The sequence below is a fragment of the Arcobacter rhizosphaerae genome, assembly GCF_049472155.1.
GTDB lineage: Bacteria > Campylobacterota > Campylobacteria > Campylobacterales > Arcobacteraceae > Arcobacter_B.
On sequence record NZ_JBMOVW010000010.1, the window covers coordinates 11,023 to 30,225 of the forward strand.

At 26.1% G+C, this 19,203-nt stretch carries 23 protein-coding genes and 1 tRNA gene; 1 reads left to right on the forward strand and 23 read right to left on the reverse strand.

Annotated features, from left to right (window positions below; genetic code table 11):
* Positions 1-12: 12 nt before the first annotated feature.
* From ACH5BH_RS12890 to selA, 6 genes are all read right to left on the reverse strand, one after another.
* Positions 13-2,166 (reverse strand): hypothetical protein, encoded by a 2,154-nt coding sequence (locus tag ACH5BH_RS12890; protein WP_423298637.1) that lies wholly within the window; start codon positions 2,164-2,166, stop codon positions 13-15.
* Entirely contained in the window at positions 2,163-3,101 is a 939-nt protein-coding gene (locus ACH5BH_RS12895; protein WP_423298638.1) for a hypothetical protein, read from the reverse strand. The genes ACH5BH_RS12890 and ACH5BH_RS12895 overlap by 4 nt, the downstream gene beginning before the upstream one ends.
* Complete coding sequence (locus ACH5BH_RS12900) at positions 3,091-4,716, reverse strand: UvrD-helicase domain-containing protein (RefSeq protein WP_423298639.1); 1,626 nt, start codon at positions 4,714-4,716, stop codon at positions 3,091-3,093. The genes ACH5BH_RS12895 and ACH5BH_RS12900 overlap by 11 nt, the downstream gene beginning before the upstream one ends.
* Before the next feature lie 6 nt (positions 4,717-4,722).
* A complete protein-coding gene (locus ACH5BH_RS12905) occupies positions 4,723-5,268 on the reverse strand; it encodes a manganese efflux pump MntP (RefSeq protein WP_404308235.1) in 546 nt (181 codons plus the stop codon).
* A 62-nt stretch (positions 5,269-5,330) separates the two neighbouring features.
* On the reverse strand, positions 5,331-7,160 hold the full coding sequence (gene selB / locus ACH5BH_RS12910) for a selenocysteine-specific translation elongation factor (protein WP_423298640.1): 1,830 nt from the start codon (positions 7,158-7,160) through the stop codon (positions 5,331-5,333).
* Positions 7,160-8,506, reverse strand: coding sequence for an L-seryl-tRNA(Sec) selenium transferase (selA, locus tag ACH5BH_RS12915; RefSeq protein ID WP_423298641.1), 1,347 nt, complete (start codon positions 8,504-8,506; stop codon positions 7,160-7,162). The genes selB and selA overlap by 1 nt, the downstream gene beginning before the upstream one ends.
* Positions 8,507-8,564: 58 nt before the next feature.
* Here selA and ACH5BH_RS12920 point away from each other — a divergent pair.
* Positions 8,565-8,663, forward strand: a tRNA-Sec gene (locus ACH5BH_RS12920).
* Positions 8,664-8,954: 291 nt separating this feature from the next.
* On the opposite strand, the gene ACH5BH_RS12925 is transcribed toward ACH5BH_RS12920, so the two are convergent.
* From ACH5BH_RS12925 to ACH5BH_RS13005, 17 genes are all read right to left on the reverse strand, one after another.
* Positions 8,955-9,203, reverse strand: a complete 249-nt coding sequence (locus ACH5BH_RS12925; protein ID WP_423298642.1) for a hypothetical protein — start codon at positions 9,201-9,203, stop codon at positions 8,955-8,957.
* Positions 9,190-9,978, reverse strand: coding sequence for a hypothetical protein (locus tag ACH5BH_RS12930; protein WP_423298643.1), 789 nt, complete (start codon positions 9,976-9,978; stop codon positions 9,190-9,192). Before ACH5BH_RS12930 ends, ACH5BH_RS12925 begins: the two co-directional genes overlap by 14 nt.
* Positions 9,979-9,988: 10 nt before the next feature.
* Entirely contained in the window at positions 9,989-10,339 is a 351-nt protein-coding gene (locus tag ACH5BH_RS12935) for a hypothetical protein (protein WP_423298644.1), read from the reverse strand.
* A gap of 19 nt (positions 10,340-10,358) precedes the next feature.
* Positions 10,359-10,796 carry a hypothetical protein gene (locus ACH5BH_RS12940; RefSeq protein ID WP_423298645.1) on the reverse strand — a complete coding sequence of 146 codons (438 nt, stop codon included), beginning with the start codon at positions 10,794-10,796 and terminating at the stop codon, positions 10,359-10,361.
* 179 nt (positions 10,797-10,975) lie between these two features.
* The gene (locus ACH5BH_RS12945) at positions 10,976-11,266 is read right to left on the reverse strand and encodes a hypothetical protein (RefSeq protein ID WP_423298646.1); all 291 of its coding nucleotides are present in this window, start codon (positions 11,264-11,266) and stop codon (positions 10,976-10,978) included.
* Between the two features lie 123 nt (positions 11,267-11,389).
* Positions 11,390-11,845 carry a hypothetical protein gene (locus tag ACH5BH_RS12950; protein WP_423298647.1) on the reverse strand — a complete coding sequence of 152 codons (456 nt, stop codon included), beginning with the start codon at positions 11,843-11,845 and terminating at the stop codon, positions 11,390-11,392.
* Complete coding sequence (locus ACH5BH_RS12955) at positions 11,836-12,192, reverse strand: hypothetical protein (protein WP_423298648.1); 357 nt, start codon at positions 12,190-12,192, stop codon at positions 11,836-11,838. The genes ACH5BH_RS12950 and ACH5BH_RS12955 overlap by 10 nt, the downstream gene beginning before the upstream one ends.
* Positions 12,193-12,202: 10 nt before the next feature.
* On the reverse strand, positions 12,203-12,397 hold the full coding sequence (locus ACH5BH_RS12960) for a hypothetical protein (RefSeq protein ID WP_423298649.1): 195 nt from the start codon (positions 12,395-12,397) through the stop codon (positions 12,203-12,205).
* 162 nt (positions 12,398-12,559) lie between these two features.
* Positions 12,560-13,663 carry a hypothetical protein gene (locus ACH5BH_RS12965; protein ID WP_423298650.1) on the reverse strand — a complete coding sequence of 368 codons (1,104 nt, stop codon included), beginning with the start codon at positions 13,661-13,663 and terminating at the stop codon, positions 12,560-12,562.
* A gap of 78 nt (positions 13,664-13,741) precedes the next feature.
* Complete coding sequence (locus tag ACH5BH_RS12970; protein WP_423298651.1) at positions 13,742-15,796, reverse strand: hypothetical protein; 2,055 nt, start codon at positions 15,794-15,796, stop codon at positions 13,742-13,744.
* Between the two features lie 2 nt (positions 15,797-15,798).
* Positions 15,799-16,221: a hypothetical protein gene (locus ACH5BH_RS12975; RefSeq protein ID WP_423298652.1), complete on the reverse strand. Its 423-nt coding sequence runs from the start codon at positions 16,219-16,221 to the stop codon at positions 15,799-15,801.
* A complete protein-coding gene (locus tag ACH5BH_RS12980) occupies positions 16,211-16,519 on the reverse strand; it encodes a hypothetical protein (protein ID WP_423298653.1) in 309 nt (102 codons plus the stop codon). The genes ACH5BH_RS12975 and ACH5BH_RS12980 overlap by 11 nt, the downstream gene beginning before the upstream one ends.
* Positions 16,520-16,810: 291 nt before the next feature.
* A complete protein-coding gene (locus tag ACH5BH_RS12985) occupies positions 16,811-17,713 on the reverse strand; it encodes a hypothetical protein (protein ID WP_423298654.1) in 903 nt (300 codons plus the stop codon).
* Positions 17,710-17,913: a hypothetical protein gene (locus tag ACH5BH_RS12990; RefSeq protein WP_423298655.1), complete on the reverse strand. Its 204-nt coding sequence runs from the start codon at positions 17,911-17,913 to the stop codon at positions 17,710-17,712. Before ACH5BH_RS12990 ends, ACH5BH_RS12985 begins: the two co-directional genes overlap by 4 nt.
* A gap of 24 nt (positions 17,914-17,937) precedes the next feature.
* Positions 17,938-18,108, reverse strand: coding sequence for a hypothetical protein (locus tag ACH5BH_RS12995; RefSeq protein WP_423298656.1), 171 nt, complete (start codon positions 18,106-18,108; stop codon positions 17,938-17,940).
* On the reverse strand, positions 18,086-18,286 hold the full coding sequence (locus ACH5BH_RS13000; protein WP_423298657.1) for a hypothetical protein: 201 nt from the start codon (positions 18,284-18,286) through the stop codon (positions 18,086-18,088). Before ACH5BH_RS13000 ends, ACH5BH_RS12995 begins: the two co-directional genes overlap by 23 nt.
* Positions 18,287-18,315: 29 nt before the next feature.
* Entirely contained in the window at positions 18,316-19,050 is a 735-nt protein-coding gene (locus ACH5BH_RS13005; protein ID WP_423298658.1) for a hypothetical protein, read from the reverse strand.
* Between the last annotated feature and the right edge of the window lie 153 nt (positions 19,051-19,203).

Genomic DNA, 19,203 nt, shown 5'->3' on the forward strand with positions numbered 1-19,203 from the left:
TATGTTTGAATGTTATCTAATTTCTTTTTTATATATTCTTAGATTAGCACACTCTTTGATTAGTTCCTCATAGTATTTTGTATTAGAGTATTCTTTGTCTAATTTTTCAAAAAATTCACCATAGCCATTTTTTAAGTATTTTTTATAAACTTTATTTTTTGAATATATCCAAAATCTTTCAGGCTCATAACTTTCTTTTCCTGTGATATAGTAAGGTTCTCTTTTTTTAGAGAATTTTATATCAAAAGAGGCTAGTTCAGATTTTGCTAGCATATATAATATTTTTGCTTTAAACTCTTCGTTTTTTGCATACTCTAAAGCTTGTTTATAGTGTTTTATTGATAAGTCTATTTTTTGCTCTTCTAGGTCTTTATCTTCAAAAGAGTAAACACTTCTATATACAGTGCTTAAGTTATTTGAGTTACCAAAATAGCTTAAGTTATATAAAGCATTTGCATATAGATAGTTATCTATAACACTTTTTTTGTTTAAACTTAGTTGTTTTTTAATCTCTAGTATTTTTTCTAAAAATTGTTTTACTGTATAAGTGTATTGTTTCCCTTGTCTGTTGTTTCCTTTTATGTTTACATTAAAAGGATTAAATCTGATTTTTTCATCTAAAAGTTTTGCATTTATATCAAGAGCTTCTTTAAATTTTAGATTATTTATAAGTAGTTTTGTATTTGTATTTTTTAGATTCTTTGATAAACTAAACCCTTCTTTGTTTTCTAAGATATAAGCTCTTTTTTTATGCTGTTTTATGAAGTATTCTTCAAGTTTTGATTTGGGTTTTAAATTTATAAAGGCTTTAAAATTTTCAATACTTTTTAAGTCAAAAATAGTAGAACTTAAGTAGTTTACACTTGCACTTAAAATCATTTTTAATTCATTATTTTGAGATTTATAAAGCTTTTCTAATTTTTTGAAAGTATAGTTATGAATTGAATCATTATGTATATTTGTATGATTGTGTTCTTTTAAAAGTTCTGTCATTCTCTCATAAATAGTATTTTCTTCTTCTAAAGACACTTCCTTTAAGCCATTTAAATAAATAATATAACTTAATGTTTTTGTTTCGTGAGTTTTATATGTTTTAAGCAATTTTTTTGAAAATTCTTGGGCTTTTTTGATATTGCCTTCATACAAATAGAAGTATGCTAGTGATAAATCAATCAAATACATATCATCTTTTCTAATTGATTCTAAAAAGTTAATATATTCTTTTACTTGAAAATCTCTTTCATATAAAGTATGCTCGTCAAAGAAGTGTTGTGTATATAAAAGCTGTCTATAAAGTAAAAAGTCAAACCATTTTGAGTTTTTATTTATTTCATATAGATTTTGAAGTTCTATTAGAGTGTTTGCATTTGTATTTAAAGCTCTCAGAGTTATAAACTTCTCTTTTTCTTCTTTTGATTTTGCATATTTTAGTAGCTCTTTCCAGAGCTCATTTGTATTTATATGATAAAAGTTATAGAAGCTTAATTGCCAGTTTATTTTTGACTTATCAAAAAGTTTTGTAAATATATAAACTCCTAAAGCTATTTGTTTGTCTTTTATCAAAGCTCCTGCATATAGTGCTTCAATCCAATCTTTTACTATAGTTTTAGAGCTGTTATTTAAAAGATATTTATAACTTTCGTAAATTTCTAAGGCATTTTTATTTTTATAGTGTGCAAGTCTAAATGCAAGATAAAAATATCTTAGTTGTAAATAAGTTGATTTTACTTTTTCTGCTTTTTGTAAAGCTTCTTTTATCAAAACTTGTGGGTCTATGTTTTTTTTCTTTTTTTGATAATAGTAGTAAGTTGGAGCGACTAAGGCTTCTTGTTTATCTACAAAATTTAGGTATTCTAAAATCTCTTTATTTTTTATAAGTTTTAGGTTTTTTCTTTTATAAACTATTTGTTCAATTTGTTTTAATGTAAGTCTATTTTTAAACTGTTTTTGCCACTCTTTTAAGTTGGCTTGTTTATTTCTTTTTTGATATTCCCAATGAATACTATTGTATGTTGCTACATCTTTTAAGTTGCCAGTATGATTTGAAAAAGGAAGTTCTCTTTGTTGTAAAAATACAAACTGTTTATCATGATAATCCCAACCAGAAGCACAAGCAAAAAGGTTTATAGTAAGAAATAAAACAAAAGAGAGTATTTTTAATATCATAAGTTTTCCTTGATTAAATTATTTAGATTATATCTATTTTTATAAGAGTATCTATAAAAAATGATTTCATTAAAAGGAGTTTTAGTTATTGAAAAAAAGTCATTTATAGCAATAGCTAAGTCTTCTTCTAAACTTTGCTCAAACCTAAAGATATCACCTTTATAAACATATCTTTTTTGAAAATACATACTTTCTTCAACTCTATAAAGATTTTTGTTTAGTTTGACAAAGCTTTTTTTAAAGTCTTCTTCTTTTACACCTTCAAAGATATCTAAAGGTTTATTTTTTCTAAATCTAATGGCTTGGTTATATAAAGGCAAAGCTAGTTTTAATTTTAGTGGATATTCATCAAAGTTATAGTGATATTTTTTTGCGATACTATTATCTAAAATAGAGTTTTTTGTATTTATATCTGTGATATTTGACATATTATAGTACATCAAAACTCCATAATCAACAGGTGGAACTCCTGTTTTTGCATAATATTTTACTTGATGAAGTCTTATGGTTGCACTAAGTTTTTTATTTGATTTAGTTTTAAGCTCTTTAAGTAAGTCAAAATAGTTTGCTTTACTTAAAAGTGACCAGTCACAATCTATTTGTAGTTCACTAAAGTCATAAGTTTTTGTCTGCTCTAAAATAAGTTTGCTTATTTTTTTTGAGTCTATATTTTTCATAGCTTCATTTGTGATATAAACAGTAGGAATGAAGTTTTTTGGTGGTTTTTTTATAAAGTTTGTCTTTTCAAACTCTAACTTACCTGAGTATGAAATATCTAAGACTTTTATATAAAGTCTTTCTTTGACATTCTCTTCTTTGAAGCTATTTTTCCAGTGATAAAAAGAGACTTCAATTTTTGGCTTTTGAGTAAAAATAAGATATGAACTTACAATAGCTATAAAAACTACTATTAAAATTAGGACTTTAGAACGCATCGACTTTTTTCACTCTGTTTTTTTTGAGCCACTCTTCTTGTAAGTCTTTCATCTTTTTATCACTTGTTTTTTTCGCATATCTTGGTTTGGCTATTGAACTTACCATATCACCTTCTTTATAAGTATAATCAAGATTTAGTGAAGCTAAATCAATAGCTTTTTTTACTCTTGTAGCTGCTACATAGTAGATATTTAACTCTTCATTTATTCTTAAGTGAGATAGTTTACTTTTTGGATTACTTATCTCTTTTTTTGTGATGAAATCATTTGTCATTAAAACTTGGTTATACTCTAAACCCTTTGATTTATGGGTTGTTGTGAAGATAATATTGGCTTCTTCTTTGTTTGTAGTAAGCCTATCTTTAATTTTTTTATTTATATCAAAGATATTATCTCCATAGGTATTGATAAATTTTATGATGTTTAAATAGTCTTGATTTTTTGTATCTTTAGCAAACTGTTCTAACTCATAGATTGACTCGAAATCTTTTATTTCATCTAGGGTTACTTTATCATTTTTTTTCTCTTTTAGATAAAAAATAGAGTAAACAGTTTGATTCATAAATGAATAAGAGTTATATCCTCCCTCAAAATAGAACTTTTTATCTGAATGAATATGTTGAACCAACTCTTGCATAAGACCAAAAGTCGACCTTGAGATAATAGTATATTGTTTATCTTCATCAATACAGTTTCTATGAAAAGAAGTTTTTGAGTCAATACCTGAAATATTTAAAGGTTTAGTACTGTTTTTTTCATAAAGACTATTGATTCTTCTTTGTAAGTCTTTTGCATATTCATTTGAAAATCTAAAACTTTTTGTAAGATTAAAGCTTGGTAAATCTATTTTATTTAAAGCATTTATTGCATATCTAAAAGAGTAGATTTGTTGAAAGGAATCCCCCACATAAACTCTTCTACAGTTTTGTGATTCAACTATTCCTATCATTACATCTGAAATATCTTGGGCTTCATCCACTAAAATCAAATCATATCCAAGGTTTGAGCTGATTTTTTTGTTTAGATAAAACATCTTTAGATAAAAGTCATGAGTTGCGTCTATTTGTTTGTTTTTCATAGATGATAAGATATGTTTTAGATGAGCCAATACTCTTGAAGTATCTTTGTTGATAAGTTCTAAAATCTTAGCACTTAAGTCTGATTGTTTTTTGTAGTTTTCTATAAGTTTTAAATCAAGTGCTATTAATGAGCTGTTACAATAAAAGTTTACTAGGTCTTTCATAAGAGCAATATATTCAGGAATAGGGTAGTAGTTATTTCTTTGATTTACTGTTTGCTCAAAAGAGCATAAGACTCTTTCAATTACTTGTACCTTTAAATCATGGGCAAGAGTATATCTATATGCTTCTATTTTATTATAGGCTAAAGAGTGAATAGTGCTAATACTCATGTTTGATAAGTTATATTCGCTTAGCTTTTTTTGGATTGATTGTTGAAGGGATTTATTGTATGCTAGATATAAAGTTTTTAAATGTCTGTTTTGCTTTGCATACTCTAAAAGAGTAGTGGTCTTACCACTACCTGCAACGGCATTTATTTTAAAAGATGGCTCTTTTGAGAAAATAATCTCTTCTTGTTCTTTTGTAAAAGTCATTTTATATTAAGCTAATCCTTCTATTAGTATCTTAAATCCAAGGGCTATTAATATAAACCCACCTAAATATTCTGCTTTATCTTCTAAATATCCACCTAAATATTTACCAATATATACAGCAACTATACATAAAGTAAAAGTTATTAGAGTGATTAAACTTACAGCATAAAAAATATCAGTATTTGAAAAAGAGAAAGTAACTCCAACTGCAAGTGCATCAATAGATGTAGCAATTGCTAAAATAAAAAGTGTTTTAGTTTTTAAGTCTTTTACTTCATCTTCAAAATCATCTTCTCTTGCTTCTTGTATCATCTTATAACCTAAAAATACTAAAATCACAAAAGCAATATAGTGATCAATACTATCCACAAAATCTGCAAATAAAGCACCTAGATAGTATCCAAGTAGAGGCATTAAACCTTGTGCTATACCAAAAAAAGCTGCTATTTTTAAAGTGTTTGAAAAGTTTATATTTTTATATTTACTTCCACTAGCAATAGACACAGCAACACTATCCATAGCTAATGCAATAGCAATAAGTACAAGTTCCATTTTTTATCCTAAATTTATATAAGATTGGAATTGTACTTATTTTATAATTAAAGCAGTGTTAGTTAGGCTAGAACTCTTCTTTTCCCGTCTTTTTTGATATTTGAGAAGTTGTCTAAATAATCAAGGTAAGTAATAAGATATTTTCTACTTAAAGGATGTCTTTCTTTGAAGTTTGAAATTTCAATAAATCCATCTTCTTGAATGATAGCTTTCATCTGTCTTACGATACTATCTAAACTTTCACTATGAATAAATAGATTGTGTTGAAGTCTAATCACAAGCTTTTTTGCTGTTAAAGATTTAAGAATATTATCTCCAAGTTTTCTATCTAAATCTAAATCATCATAGATATTATAAGGTGCTGTTGGTGTAATATGCTCTGTTTTTAATCTTTCTAAAACTATGTTTTTTAGTCTGTCTTCATAATCTTCTTCTATATCTTTACTTTTGTAAAGCTTATTATTTTTTACTAAAAAGCCTTCATCCACTAGGTGTGTTAAAGCATCTTCGATGAAGCTTTCACTTGCCCATTTGATTCTAAGATTTATAGAAGCTGGTGAAAGTAGGGCGTACTTATTTTTAGTATAGATTTCTTTGATAAAGTCAATAATAACTTGTTTTGTTTCAATAGGATAAATCGTAAGTTCTTTTTCATCAATATATACATCTTCTAAATTATTGGCAAACTCGATAGCCTCTTCATGACTTAGTGCAAATCTTTGAGATGATGAAATAAGCCCTAAACCTTTTTTGTGAGCTTCAAGAAGCTTTTTGTAAGCATAAGTAAACTTCTCTTCTTTTAGAGCTTCTAAAAGTTCTCTTTTTTGATTTTTTTTCATAGGATCTGCGATAGGATTTAAAACTTTACCACCAGCAATAGTATCATTTCCTAATCTTAAGATGATTTTCTCACCAAAAATAGTATATAGTTTTTCATCGGCTTTTATAGTGGCAAAACCTTCTTTTAAGCTAGTTGTTGAATCAAATAATAAAACTCTAACTTCAAGTTTTTTTGAACCTATGAAAAGTGTATATTTTTGATTGTGTTTTAACTCTTTTTGTTTTAAAGTGTTAAAAGAAATATCAATCATATCAAAGCCTCTTAAGAAGCCTTTTTTACTAAGTAAATCACCTTTTTGAATATCATTTGCATTTATACCTTGTAGGTTTAAAGCAGCTCTATTTGAGATGTTTGCTTCTAGGGCATTTTCATTGTGAACTTGGATGTTTTTGATTTTGATTTGTTTTTCACTTTGACATAAAAAAACCTTTTCATTTAACTCACAAGGTTTCCCTAAAACTGTACCTGTAACAACAGTACCTATACCTTTTGGAGAGAACACTCTATCTACATAGTACCTAAAGAAGTTTTCTTCTTTTTTTGCTTTATTTTTTATACTAAAAAGTTTGTCTTTTAAGGTTTCTATTGAATCCGGTTCATAAACAGAAACAGCTTGAATAAAGTTTATATCAAAGTCATATTCACTAAAAAACTCTTGAATTCTTTTTTCTTGGTCTTCTAGCTCATCTTGTGATACTAAATCTTTTTTAGTTATCACAATGACTATATCTTTGATACCTAAAAGATTGATAATCTCAATATGCTCAACAGTTTGTGGCATGATACCTTCTTGGGCACTAATAGCAAACATAACACAGTTAAATCCAAAAGCACCTGCAATCATGTTTTTGATAAGTTTTTCATGCCCAGGCACATCAATAAATGCTATGTTTTGCTGTCCTCTTGAAAGGTTTGAAAAAGATAAATCAATAGTTATCCCTCTTTGTTGCTCTTCTTTTGTAGAGTCACCTTCATAACCATTTAAAGCCTTGATTAAAGCAGTTTTACCATGGTCAATATGTCCTGCTGTTCCTATAATAATATTTGACATTAGTTAAAAACTCCTCTTATAATCTCTTCTATTTCTTTTACTTCGTGTTCTTGAATACTTCTAAAGTCTACTAAAACTTTTTCATTCTCAATTCTTATTATCAAGTTTTGTTTTCTAAGAAGTTTTTCTATTTTGTTTGCTTTATAATCTTTGTATTCTAAAGTAAGTGCGATAGTTGGTATCTTTTTGTTTGGAGTAGTTCCTCCACCTATTAAAGACTGAGTTTTTATAACTTCACATTTACAAATATCTTCTATACTTTGTTTTAAAGTATTTGCTCTTTGCTCTAAAGTCTTAATATCTTCATGTAACATCTTTAAAGTAGGGATGTCTTGTGTTTGACCTTTTAGATATGAAGTAAGATTATCTTCAAGTATTGCTAAAGTGAGTTTATCAACTCTTAGCATTCTTAGAAGTTGGTTTTTTTTGATTTTTGCTATTAGCTCTTTTTTACCAACTATGATACCTGCTTGAACTGAACCAAGAAGTTTATCTCCTGAAAAACTAAGTAGACTTGGTTTGTGTTGCATGTATTTTATAAGTGATGGTTCACTTAAGTCAAGATTGTAAGGCAAATCTATGATATGACCACTTCCCATGTCATAGTAATCTATAACATTGTGTTCATTGGCTACTTTGATGATGTCTTCATAAGAAACTTCTGATGTAAAGCCTTCAATAGAATAGTTTGATTTATGAACTTTCATAAGCATCGATGTATTTTCATCAATGGCATTTTCATAATCTCTAAGATGAGTTTTGTTTGTAGTACCTATCTCTTTTAGTTTTGCACCACTTTGGCTCATAACCTCAGGAACTCTAAAACTTCCCCCAATCTCCACAAGTTCTCCACGACTTACAACTACATCTTTGTTTTTTGCAAAAGTATTTAGTATCAAAAATACAGCACTTGCGTTGTTGTTTACAACAACTGCATCTTCACAACCTGTAAGAGCTTGAAGAGTAGATACTATATGTTCATATCTTTCACCTCTTTTTCCTTCTTGAAGAGAATACTCTAAGTTGTTGTATGAAGTAGCAACTTCTTTTGCTCTATCAAAACTATCAGGATTTATCAAAGACCTACCTAAGTTCGTATGCACGATAATACCTGTAGCATTTATAACTTTTTGAAGTGAAGGTTTTGTGATGTTTTTGTACTTTTTAAGTACATCATTTATAATATCATCTTGTGTAAAATCTTGGATTTTTTCATCTAAGATATCTTTTCTATACTGATTTATAGTATCTTTACTGATACTCGTAATCAACTGTTTTGAAAGCTCTTCAAAAGCTTTGTTGTTGACAAACTTGTCAACCTTTGGAAGGTTCTTAAGTAAACCCATATTTACCCTTTCAGATAGTTTTAAAATAAAATGGTGTAAGATTTCAGTTCTTTTAAGCGGGGGGTATGTGATCCTGGTGGACACCGCAGGCTTCAACCCTGATCGGAGGTTCGTGTGTACGCGCCTCGGTAGGTTCGATTCCTACACCTTCTCGCCATTCCCCATCCCGTAAAATCGTAACTCTTACATAATTCTTTGTCTATAAAAATGTAAATATACTACAAATATACTACAACTTTATATTTTTTTGATTTTAGCATTTTTTTATAATGAGATTGATTAATTGTCAATTTTTTTTTACTTTTGATATAAAATAGAATAGGCTAGAGCATAAAATAAATTAAAAGGTATTATATGTTAACTACTCTAGCCTATAATTTTAAAAAGGATTCCATAAGAAGAATCACTAGGATATTTAATATCCATAAACTTATTATATTAGTTTAAATTAATTAGTCTTACTAATTGGTAAAACTTTTACATCTTTTGCTTTAAATAGATTATTACTTATTTTTCTTAATTGTACAAACTCAATTTCAATTTCTTGTAGAGCTTGAGTATTTTGAAAATGGAACTTACTAAAATTTAAATCTTTGACTTCTATATTATTTATTTTGTAAATAGTATCTATTGTTGTTAATGTTGTAAATGTAGATATGTTTGTTTCTGCATTGTGTGTAAAACTAATTATTTTCATGACTATCTCCTACCTTCATTTTCTTTTTAAGTTTTCCATACAATGATAAGATTTTATCGAATGACTTTTTATTGATTTCATAAACCTCTACAAATATTTTTTTATTATCCCTTTTTTTTCTAATTCTTTCTAAGAATCCCACGGGATTAAGTTTTGAACCGCTTGTATCTTTAAAATGATATTTTGTTAAAGCATTTACTTCATGATAAGATAAAACACCCTTATGAAGTTTTACAAATTTTTTTTCAAATGGTGATAATATTCTTTCATTAAAAGTTTTATATATCCATACTCTACTTTTACCTTGTTTTCTATATGTTTTATATTCTCTATCATAAAAGATTTTTAACCTTTTTAAGATTTTATAATCTTCAACTAATAACTTATAATCTTTCTTATATTGAATATACTTATCAACTTCCATTTCAGAAATTTTCCTTTTATAATAAGCTATTCTTTCATTAACAATAACAATATCAATATCAGATTTTTTATATCCTCTTTTGTATAGTGCATCATCTTCATTAAACAACTTATTAATTAGCCTTTGATACTCTTTATCTTCTTTAATATCATTCTTTTTAACAATTACTTTATGAACTTTTTTAAGAGGTGAAGAGATTACTTTTGCAACCTCTTTTACTTCTTTTGGTGTTTCTATTTGTTTCACCTCTTCTACTGTTTCCACTTCTGTATTATTTGTCGAAAAAAGAGCTATTAATAATATTACTGCTATCAATAATATAAAGTTTGGTGACTTAATTATATTTTTCATTTATCACCTCTTACTTATCTTCTATTTTCAAAGTTGTATAGTAAGTTTGTACATATATATTTTTAGTTTTGTTCTTTTTAATATTTAATGTTTTTAAATATTTATATGGTTTAAGATTTAGAAATACTGTCTCTCTTTCACTATTTAATTCTACATCTATTGAAGTAATATCGGTATCGTAACCGCTTGAATAATCTACTCCTTCAACTTTGTTTATTGTTCTTGATGTTATATCATTTACTGAACAAGTCATAGCTTTATACATAACTATACATGGACTTGAACTTGGTTCTTCTGCTTTTAATGTTGTTGCACCTAATAAAAGTGCTGTTGTTATTGTTGGAATTAATAAATTTTTCATGTTGAATCCTTTTTATTTTTTATATTAATAATGAGTTCACATAACTACTTAATGTTGGAACAACAAATATTAATAAAAGTCCCAATATTTTCATAGCTATTAGACCATCGAAAGTAAGTCTTAGTCTTGTTAAGATTCCACCTTCTGTTCTTGAAAACTTTGCTAACAAATAGAATATAACTGCGGGTAATGTTATTACACCTTTGAATACTGCTAAAAAGAATACTGCGAAATTAAATATTGATATTGGACTTCCAAAATTTACATTATTAACTTCTGTTGTCATTTCTATACTTTTTAGATATTCCCATTTATCCATGATTATATTTCCTATGTAATTCCAATCTTGACTTAGAATAAATTTTAAGAAGTTTTTATCATTATCTGATGCTATAAGAAACCCTATACATCCTAGGAAAATTAAGAAGTATTGAAAAAGACCATTTTTTCTAATCATAAACTATCCTTTAAGTTAACTTTAAGTTATTATAATGATTTTGTTGAGAATAAAATTTATTTATACTTTATTTAAAGTACAAATTTAATAGGTTTACGAAAATATGGGTTTTTTTGAACATTGATTAATGCATAAGATATTGTTGATAATTGAATATATTAGAAGAGTTTAGTGATTTTTTACATTTTTACATTAGTATTTTTTTCAATATCCCAAATAGTCTCATTAAGAAACCTTGCCAAATATTTTGACTTTGTTTGTTTATATAGAAATATTACACCTTTTATTGCATTTACATAGTCTTCTTGATTATCTGTAAACCATTTGATTAAGTTGTCTAATTTAGTATATTTTATATGATAATGTTTGAACTCAATTGTGTTATCTTCTACATCATTTTTGATATACCAATCTTTGATTTTTATAAATGGTAATGTTGTGTAATACCATAATTCTTTAATTGCTTTCATATTTGCTCCTTATGTGCCTTTTAATATATTATATACATAAAGATTCGAATTACACTTTATTAATTGAATTTGGGTGTTTATTTGCGTTTTATGAGGATATAAAAGAGATTTTTTAAGTCTCTTCTATATTTTTTCTATTGTGATTATGATTTCTTCTGATTCAAACCATTTTTTATTAAGTGGTTTTATGAATTTGTAGACTTTTTCATCATTTAAAAATAAAAATAGATAATTAAATCTTAGTTCTTGAAATTGTTCATCTATTTTAAGTTCTAAGTTTTTTATTAAAAATTCTTCATCTAGTAAACTGTTCATATAATTTAGAATTTCTTTACTGTTATTGTTATTGTGACCTTTTAAAGTTTTGAACTCAAAAGGCTTTTTTATGAAAAAATTTTTTACTTTACTTGGAACTCTAAAAGTCTTACCTAATAACTTCCAAATAATCCATGTAATTGTTTCAACTACTGCTTTAAATATACTACCTTTATTTATCCAAATAAGTACACCTAAAATTGTATATTGAATCCACTTAGGCAGACTAAAGAAGTAATTGAAGTATTCGTTAATTATCTCCATGACATATCCTCTAATCTTTCCATAATCTGATTATGCTTTTTAATATATAATTCTCTTTCTTTTTTATCTTGTACAAAGTCAATTAGTCCATTAGTTATTTCTAAAAAATGTTCATTATCTAATAGATATTTTGCAAATTTTTCTTTTTCATTTTCATCTTCGATTGTATCTATATAACATATTGCAGAATCTATATGAGAACGTTGAAAATTTATTGATTCATTAAGCTCTTCTATATATTCTATTTGTAAATTATTTTCTTCTTCTAACTCTTTTATTTTTGTCTCTTTATCTACTATGATAATTGCTAGTATTCCTACTATTAATAATACTATTAAAAAATCCATAATATTCCTTTTATTGATTTAGGAAAGCTTTTCTTTGTGCTTTTCTTATGTTGTTATTCTTTTCAAAATAAACCGTTTCATCATTACTATCTTCATAGTTATATTCATTTGACATATCAATATCATTTGGGTTGTATATTTCAATGTAAACTTCTTCGTAATTTGATTTTAAACTTGACTCTATTTTTAAAGTTAGCTTTTTCATTTTTATAATCCTTTTTTGGTTTTTTGCTTTTAAGCTATATTTAAGATTATAATAAGTTTTTTAGGAAAGTTTATTATTTGTACTTTTTTTACTGTAAATAAAGTATAAATTTAAAAATAAGGGGTTTTTGATTGACTAAGAGGGTATTTTTACCCTTTTTCCTTAGTCGATATTGTATTTTTTTGCAATTTTAAGATAGTCTTGAATTGTATAATGTTCTAATTCTCTTTCACTTACATACATTTCATCCGCACCATTATCTATATATTGATTAAGTAAAATCTCTTCATACTTTTCATCAATTAATAGTCTAATTTCTTCTTCTATTACATTATATTTTTTTCTAAAATAAGTAATCTGTGCATCTATTTTTTCTCTATTAATTCTTACTTCTTTTTTAAGAAGTTTACCTTTGTTTTTTAATATTCTAATTTCCATGAATATTTGAGGTAATTTGTAGAATGGAGCATTATCATACTGCTTGGCTGCAACTTTGATTAAATCATTATGTTTTTCGATTCTCTTATTTTGATTTATCTTTTCTAATTTTAAATTGTCAACATGATTATCTATGTTTAACATATACTCTGAAACTACACGACTTTTAGTTCTTTCAACTTGAGCATTTTTAAAAAAATCTGATACTTTATTAAAGAAACCTTTTTTAATTTGTTTAGTTTCTAAAAACTCTTTTATCTTTTCTTCTAACTCACGTTCTAAATCAAGTGTTTCTTTTTTAAGAAATACTAACTGTTCATTAATAGTTACTTCAATTTCTTTAGCTATTTTTGAAAGTCTTTTATTTTCAAGTTGTTCTAATTGTTCTATTTCTTCTTCATGTCTAAGATAGTTATTTGATAGATTAAAATTTACATCTTCATGTTCATTATCATATTCATCTTTTTTAAATAAATCTTTCCATTCTTCTGCTTGAGCTTGAAGTTTTTTAATCTTAGAATTTAATGATATTGAAGAATCTTCACTACTTACTTCTTCTATCTCAATTTGATAGTTATTGTAAGTATATTGAATATTATCAACTTTATATTTTGACTTTACAATATCTAAAAAGTAATCTTTTAAATATCTAATTTCAACTTCTGTAACAATTTCTTCATCTTTTATTAGATAATCTTTTTTAACAAACATATCTTCAAAATCAAAACCAAATGAATTTATTTGTTCTATGGTATTTTGAATCCTATGTTTCGATATAACATTTTCAACTAATTGGTCTATACTTTTTGAATATTTTTCTACTTCCATGTGAATCCTTTTTTAATTTAATTAAGGGGCTATTAACCCCTTTGTTTTCATTATAATAATATTGGTGATTTTTAGTTTTTAAAATGTTAAATCTTCTGAATATTGAATATTTTCTTTATTTAACTTTTCTTTTACTTCTTGTTCAACTTGTTGTAGTGTAGATTCATCAAGAGCTTCTTTTGCTTTTTTTTCAATATCTTCAATAGTGCTTTCTTCTAAATCTACTTCTTTTTGTGATTCTTCTTCTAACTTCTCTTTATTTCTAGTTAAAAGTCTTTTCTTCATAGCTTCTTTTTTATCTTCGTACTTTTTGATTTCTTCTTCTGATAAAGTACGTTTTTTAGCATGACTAACTTTTCTTCTCTTCTTATTTTTTAAGTTAGATGGTTTCTTATCAAGATTTAATTCTTCACTTTTAGATTCTTCTTTAGTATCATCACCTTTTGATTCTAATTGAGCTTTATAAACTTCTTCTGCTTTAATCCAAAGATTTTCTTTCTTTTTATCTAAATTATCAAAGCTATTAATTTCATCTTTATAATCATCACTTTCAGCTTCTTTTTCAGCTTCTTCCATTTCTAACCTAATTACTATTTTTGTAAGTTCAGTTAGTTTTTCTATTCTTTTTCTAGCTTCTTTTAAAGCTTCTGTTTCTTCATAATTATTAATTTCATCTATATTAAATTCTTTAACAGCTTCAACTGCAAACCCTGATTTTAATATTCTTTTATCTTTATCATACATCAAGAATTGACCTGATGTTAAAGTTGAAGAATCTACACCAAATTCTAATTGAGTTTCTGAATCTATTAAAATATTTGCAGTTATTTTATCTGCTCTTAATAATAAGAAGAATGTAACCATAGACCTAAATACATTAGGAATCATGTCTAATGTAGCTTTTTGTAAGATACCGATTATAAAAAGATTTGAACTTCTTGATTGAGTAGATAACTTATCAATAAAATATACACATTTTTCAGCTTTAGCTCTAATTGGCTTAGGCAAAGTATTATCTTTTATCATCATCATTAAGACATGAATTTCATCAATAACTACTATATCTTGAGAATGTTCTGTTGTTTCAACACCACAGTTTGTATTATCTTTAGATTTAGCAGTAGATAAGATATAAGCTTTTTTTAATGTATTTAATACTGCATCTATACCATCTTCTATATCAACAAAAGTTACTTTATTAATACCGTCTAAAAATCTCCAATCCTTTGAACCTTGCTTTAAATTTATTATATATACATGACCTAGATTTTTATAGTTTTCAGGTAAGAACCATGTTTTAACCCAATTAACACCTAGAAAAGATTTACCACTACCAATACCACCTGCAACTAAACACATTCCATATAAAACACCTACTGTTTTTGCGAATGGGGCGAATAAAGGTTTACCTTTAATATCTTGAGTACCAAGAATTGATTTATTTTCACCAAACTCCGATGAAAAATCTGTTCTTTCACAATCTGATACTATTTCAAAATCTTTTGGTGATGCTCCATCTGTAACAAGTTCATCCATTTCATCCATAGTTAAAACGCTACCTTTATACAAGGCACTTAAAGATGGTGTTTTTTGTTGAAACTTAACTATAACCTTATCTTCACCATCACGTTCTATTTTTACATTTGGAACATTGAATAATTGTTTAAAGTTATTAGCACTAGATAAGAACCTATCATAAGCTATCGTACCATTTGGCGATAATTTATAATAATACCAATCTTTAGATTTATCAATTTTTTCTAAGTAATATTGACCTAATCCTAACTGATGTAGCTTCTTTTGATGTGAAGCCTTAGTTTGCATATCTTTAAAATGTAATTGAAAAATAAAATATGAAAGAATTAATGATAGTGATAAATAAATTATTTGATGTATTTTAAATTCAGTAGAAGCTATAAAAATAGCCATAATTTTTAAATTTTCAAATGTAGAAGCAAAATCAACGAATGGGTTTTGACCTATAACTATAAAAGCAAATACATATGTATAGGCTATAAAAACTAAAATTGAAGATAAGACAAAATATCCTATTCTCCAATTATTTAGAGAAGATTTATCTAAGTTACCCTCTCTATCGAAATAGTCGTATTCAAATTTTTTTTCAGACTTCATAATTAAAACCTTCTTCTTCTAAAAAACTTGAACACTAGATATAAAACAATTGTGAAGTTTATAGTATTCATATTAAAGATAAAAGAATTTATTTTATTGAAACCTTTTACATCTTCATGATATTTTCTTACCTCTGAATATGAATATTTATTATCTGATGTTCTATGTTCTTTATCTTTAGTATTTGATGTTACAAATTTAGGAGTTGAAGAATCTTTTTTAGTCTCTTCTTCACCTTTTAAAATCTTATTGATTTCATCTTGATTTTCTTCTACCTTAGACCATCTATTAAACTCTGTTAATATCTTTGCATCTTCTTTATATAAAAGATTTGCTACGTGATATTTATTTGTTGCTTGAGTAAGTCCAAATACTACATACACTATTAATAAATATTGAAAAATTTTTTTCATTTTATCTTGCATATTTCATCCTTTCTTGTAATTCTTCGAGTTCTTTTCTCTCTTTCCTACGTTGCTTCATACCATTAAAACCTCTTTTCCATTTTGCTATGGTTTGAGTTACTACTTCTTTAGTAGATTGGTATTTCTCTGATTCTTTTATAACTTTAATTTTTTCTTTTACAGCATCTTTTTTATTTTGAAATACCATCTTCGCAACTGAAGCTTTTACACTCTTAGTTTTTGGTGGTTTTGGTGGCTCATAATAAAATACTAATAGAGCTAAGATAACTATAAATATTGTGATTAACTTGTCAAACATTATTTTCCTTTAGATGATTTGTAAAATTTGTTGAGTTAAATATAACCCCATTGTCATTGACCAAATACATACCATTTTGATAATTGCATTCATAATATAATCCTTTTAATTTTTTGCCTTTCAGCTATATTTAAGATTATAAAAGATTTTACTTTTTTTACTGTATATAAAGTACAAATTTCAAAGGTTTACGAAAATATGGTCTTTTTTAAAAATTTAATTTTTACCTTTGAGGGATTTTCACCCTCACTTTTTGTTTTTTGCAATTTTTTCTATTGATTTTTTGCAATTTTAAAAACTCATTTGAACTTTTCCTTGAAGTGCTTTATTCCCTTTAAAGTCTGTTGCACCTGATAAACTAAAAATCAAATTCTCTTTTCTAACTGCTATACTTGCCCCAAAAGCTTCTTTACCATTAAATGATGTAGTATTAAGTGAAACTGATGTATCGCCATTTGTAAAGTCATGATTTGCATTTAATGCACCTAACACCGATGCTTTTTTATCCATTTCTTCATCTACTTTACTTAAGAAGTTTTCTAAACCTTGGTTCTTGATTTCTTCTACATCTTTTTTAAGTTCTGCTATATCTGCATCTTGTCTATTATCAACTACATCTTTTTGATTTAGTCTTGAATGATTATCTTGAGCTAAACTTCTATTTGATGAAATATTTGATGTATTAATATTAATTGAATTTCTATTGTCTGAAATTTGTGTATCTTGTACATTATTTCTATCTCTTTCAATAGAAATATCAGATATATTTTGATTAATAGATATATCTTGAGAAGTGTTCTTAGACGTATTATTATCTATCTGTATTTGTTGGTTATCATTTCTATCTTTTTCAATAGAAATATCATCTTTATTTTGATTAATATCATTAAAAACATATGTCATTTCATTAAAAAACATATCTTGTTTTACATAATTATCTTCTACATTAGTCATTCTTGTTTTAAGTGTTGTAATATCACTTGTGTTATTATCTGCTTTTATTCTTGCATTTGTAGCAGTTGCAAAAGCATCACTTGCAAGTCTTTCGACAGAATCCATACGAGGTTTTAAATCTTCATTAATATCATCTGTGTTTTGCTCTATTCTTATATCTTGTTCTGCGTCTGTTAATGCAAATAAATTAGATGTTAATAACATTGAAGTGATTAATGATAGTTTTAATAAATTTCTCATATTTCACCTCTCATTCTTTCATCAACTCTTTTTTCAACTTCTTTTTTAACATCAATAATTGATTCTTTGAAAATTAATATTAAAGAGTAAATTGATAAAATTAAAAATGCTCCCATAAATAAAATTAATGTAATTTGTATAAAGTCTAATTGGTTATATAATGCGATTATAAAATCTATAAATTTGAATAAATAAATCATGTGAAATCCTTTTTTAAATTTTTTTTATTTGAATTTTATGTTTGTTGCTTTAGATACTTGCTTCTTAACAAACATAGTCATTGGCATATCTTCTTTATTAAGTTTTTGAAGCTCTGTATATTCATCTTGATATACATATAATTGAATTGAAATTTTCTTTTTTGTATATTTTTTATTTGATTGATTCGTTTTCATGATTTTCCTTTTTTTGAATTAATAAAAGGTTATTAGCTTCATGAAAGTTAGAATATTTTGGGAGGTCATTTAAAGAGTCGTAGATAAACTCTTCTAATGTATTGAAAGATGTATAAGGTAAGATGTTTTCTAGTTGCTCTAGCTCCTCGCTTGTTAAATGGATTCTTAAAGTTTTCATGCTAATAACCTATAAGAGGGGTTAACCTCTTAAGACTTTTTAGGTAAAGTTTCTGTTGAATATGAAGTAGCACCGTTAGATGGTTTAAATACTTCGATGTTCTCAATAATTACTTCTTGACCTTTTAAATGTTCTATGTCAGAAACATTCGTATTTTTGATTTTAATATTTTTTAAATCAACTCTTGTACCATGTTGAATGATTGCTTGAACCATTGTATCTTTTGTATCAACTTTTACTTTTTTTACAGTCATACCTCTTTTTTTATCTACTGTTTTTTGTGGAGTATATAAGTGAGATAAAATAACTTTTGCATGAGAGTTAACTATAAATGTAGGTTCTTTAATATCTTTTAATTCTTCACCTAAATTATCAGTACCATACGCATTAGTTCTTGTTTTTTTATTTGGGTAAACATTAACATCTTTAAAGAAAAATGTTCTTCCACGTAATTTTTCAAGTTCATCTTCTTCCATTTTCTTTTTGATTTTTATAGTTCTTCTGTCAAATCTACCTAATTCTTCATCCCATACAATTGATTGGATTTGGAATGAACTTCTATCTTCAACATACTCACCTTTATCATCATCCCATACTGAACCGTATGAAAAACCACTTACTGTACATGTTAAGTCTGTATTTAAGAATACAGCGTCTTCGTCAAGTTTTAATACCTCATTATCTATTACTGTTGTTTCATTAGCTTTTAATTTACTATCTTTGTTCTCTGTTTTTGTGTTTAAGTTTAAGTCTTTATTTCCCATGGAAAATCCTTTTTTAATTTAATTTTTTAAAAGCTGTGTTTCAAACTTTTGTTACTTTATTTATAAAAGAATTTTTTTTTATTTTTTTTATTTTTTTTGTAATTTTTTTAAATTTTTTACTGTAAGTTCTATTTTTAGGGATATTATGGGCTT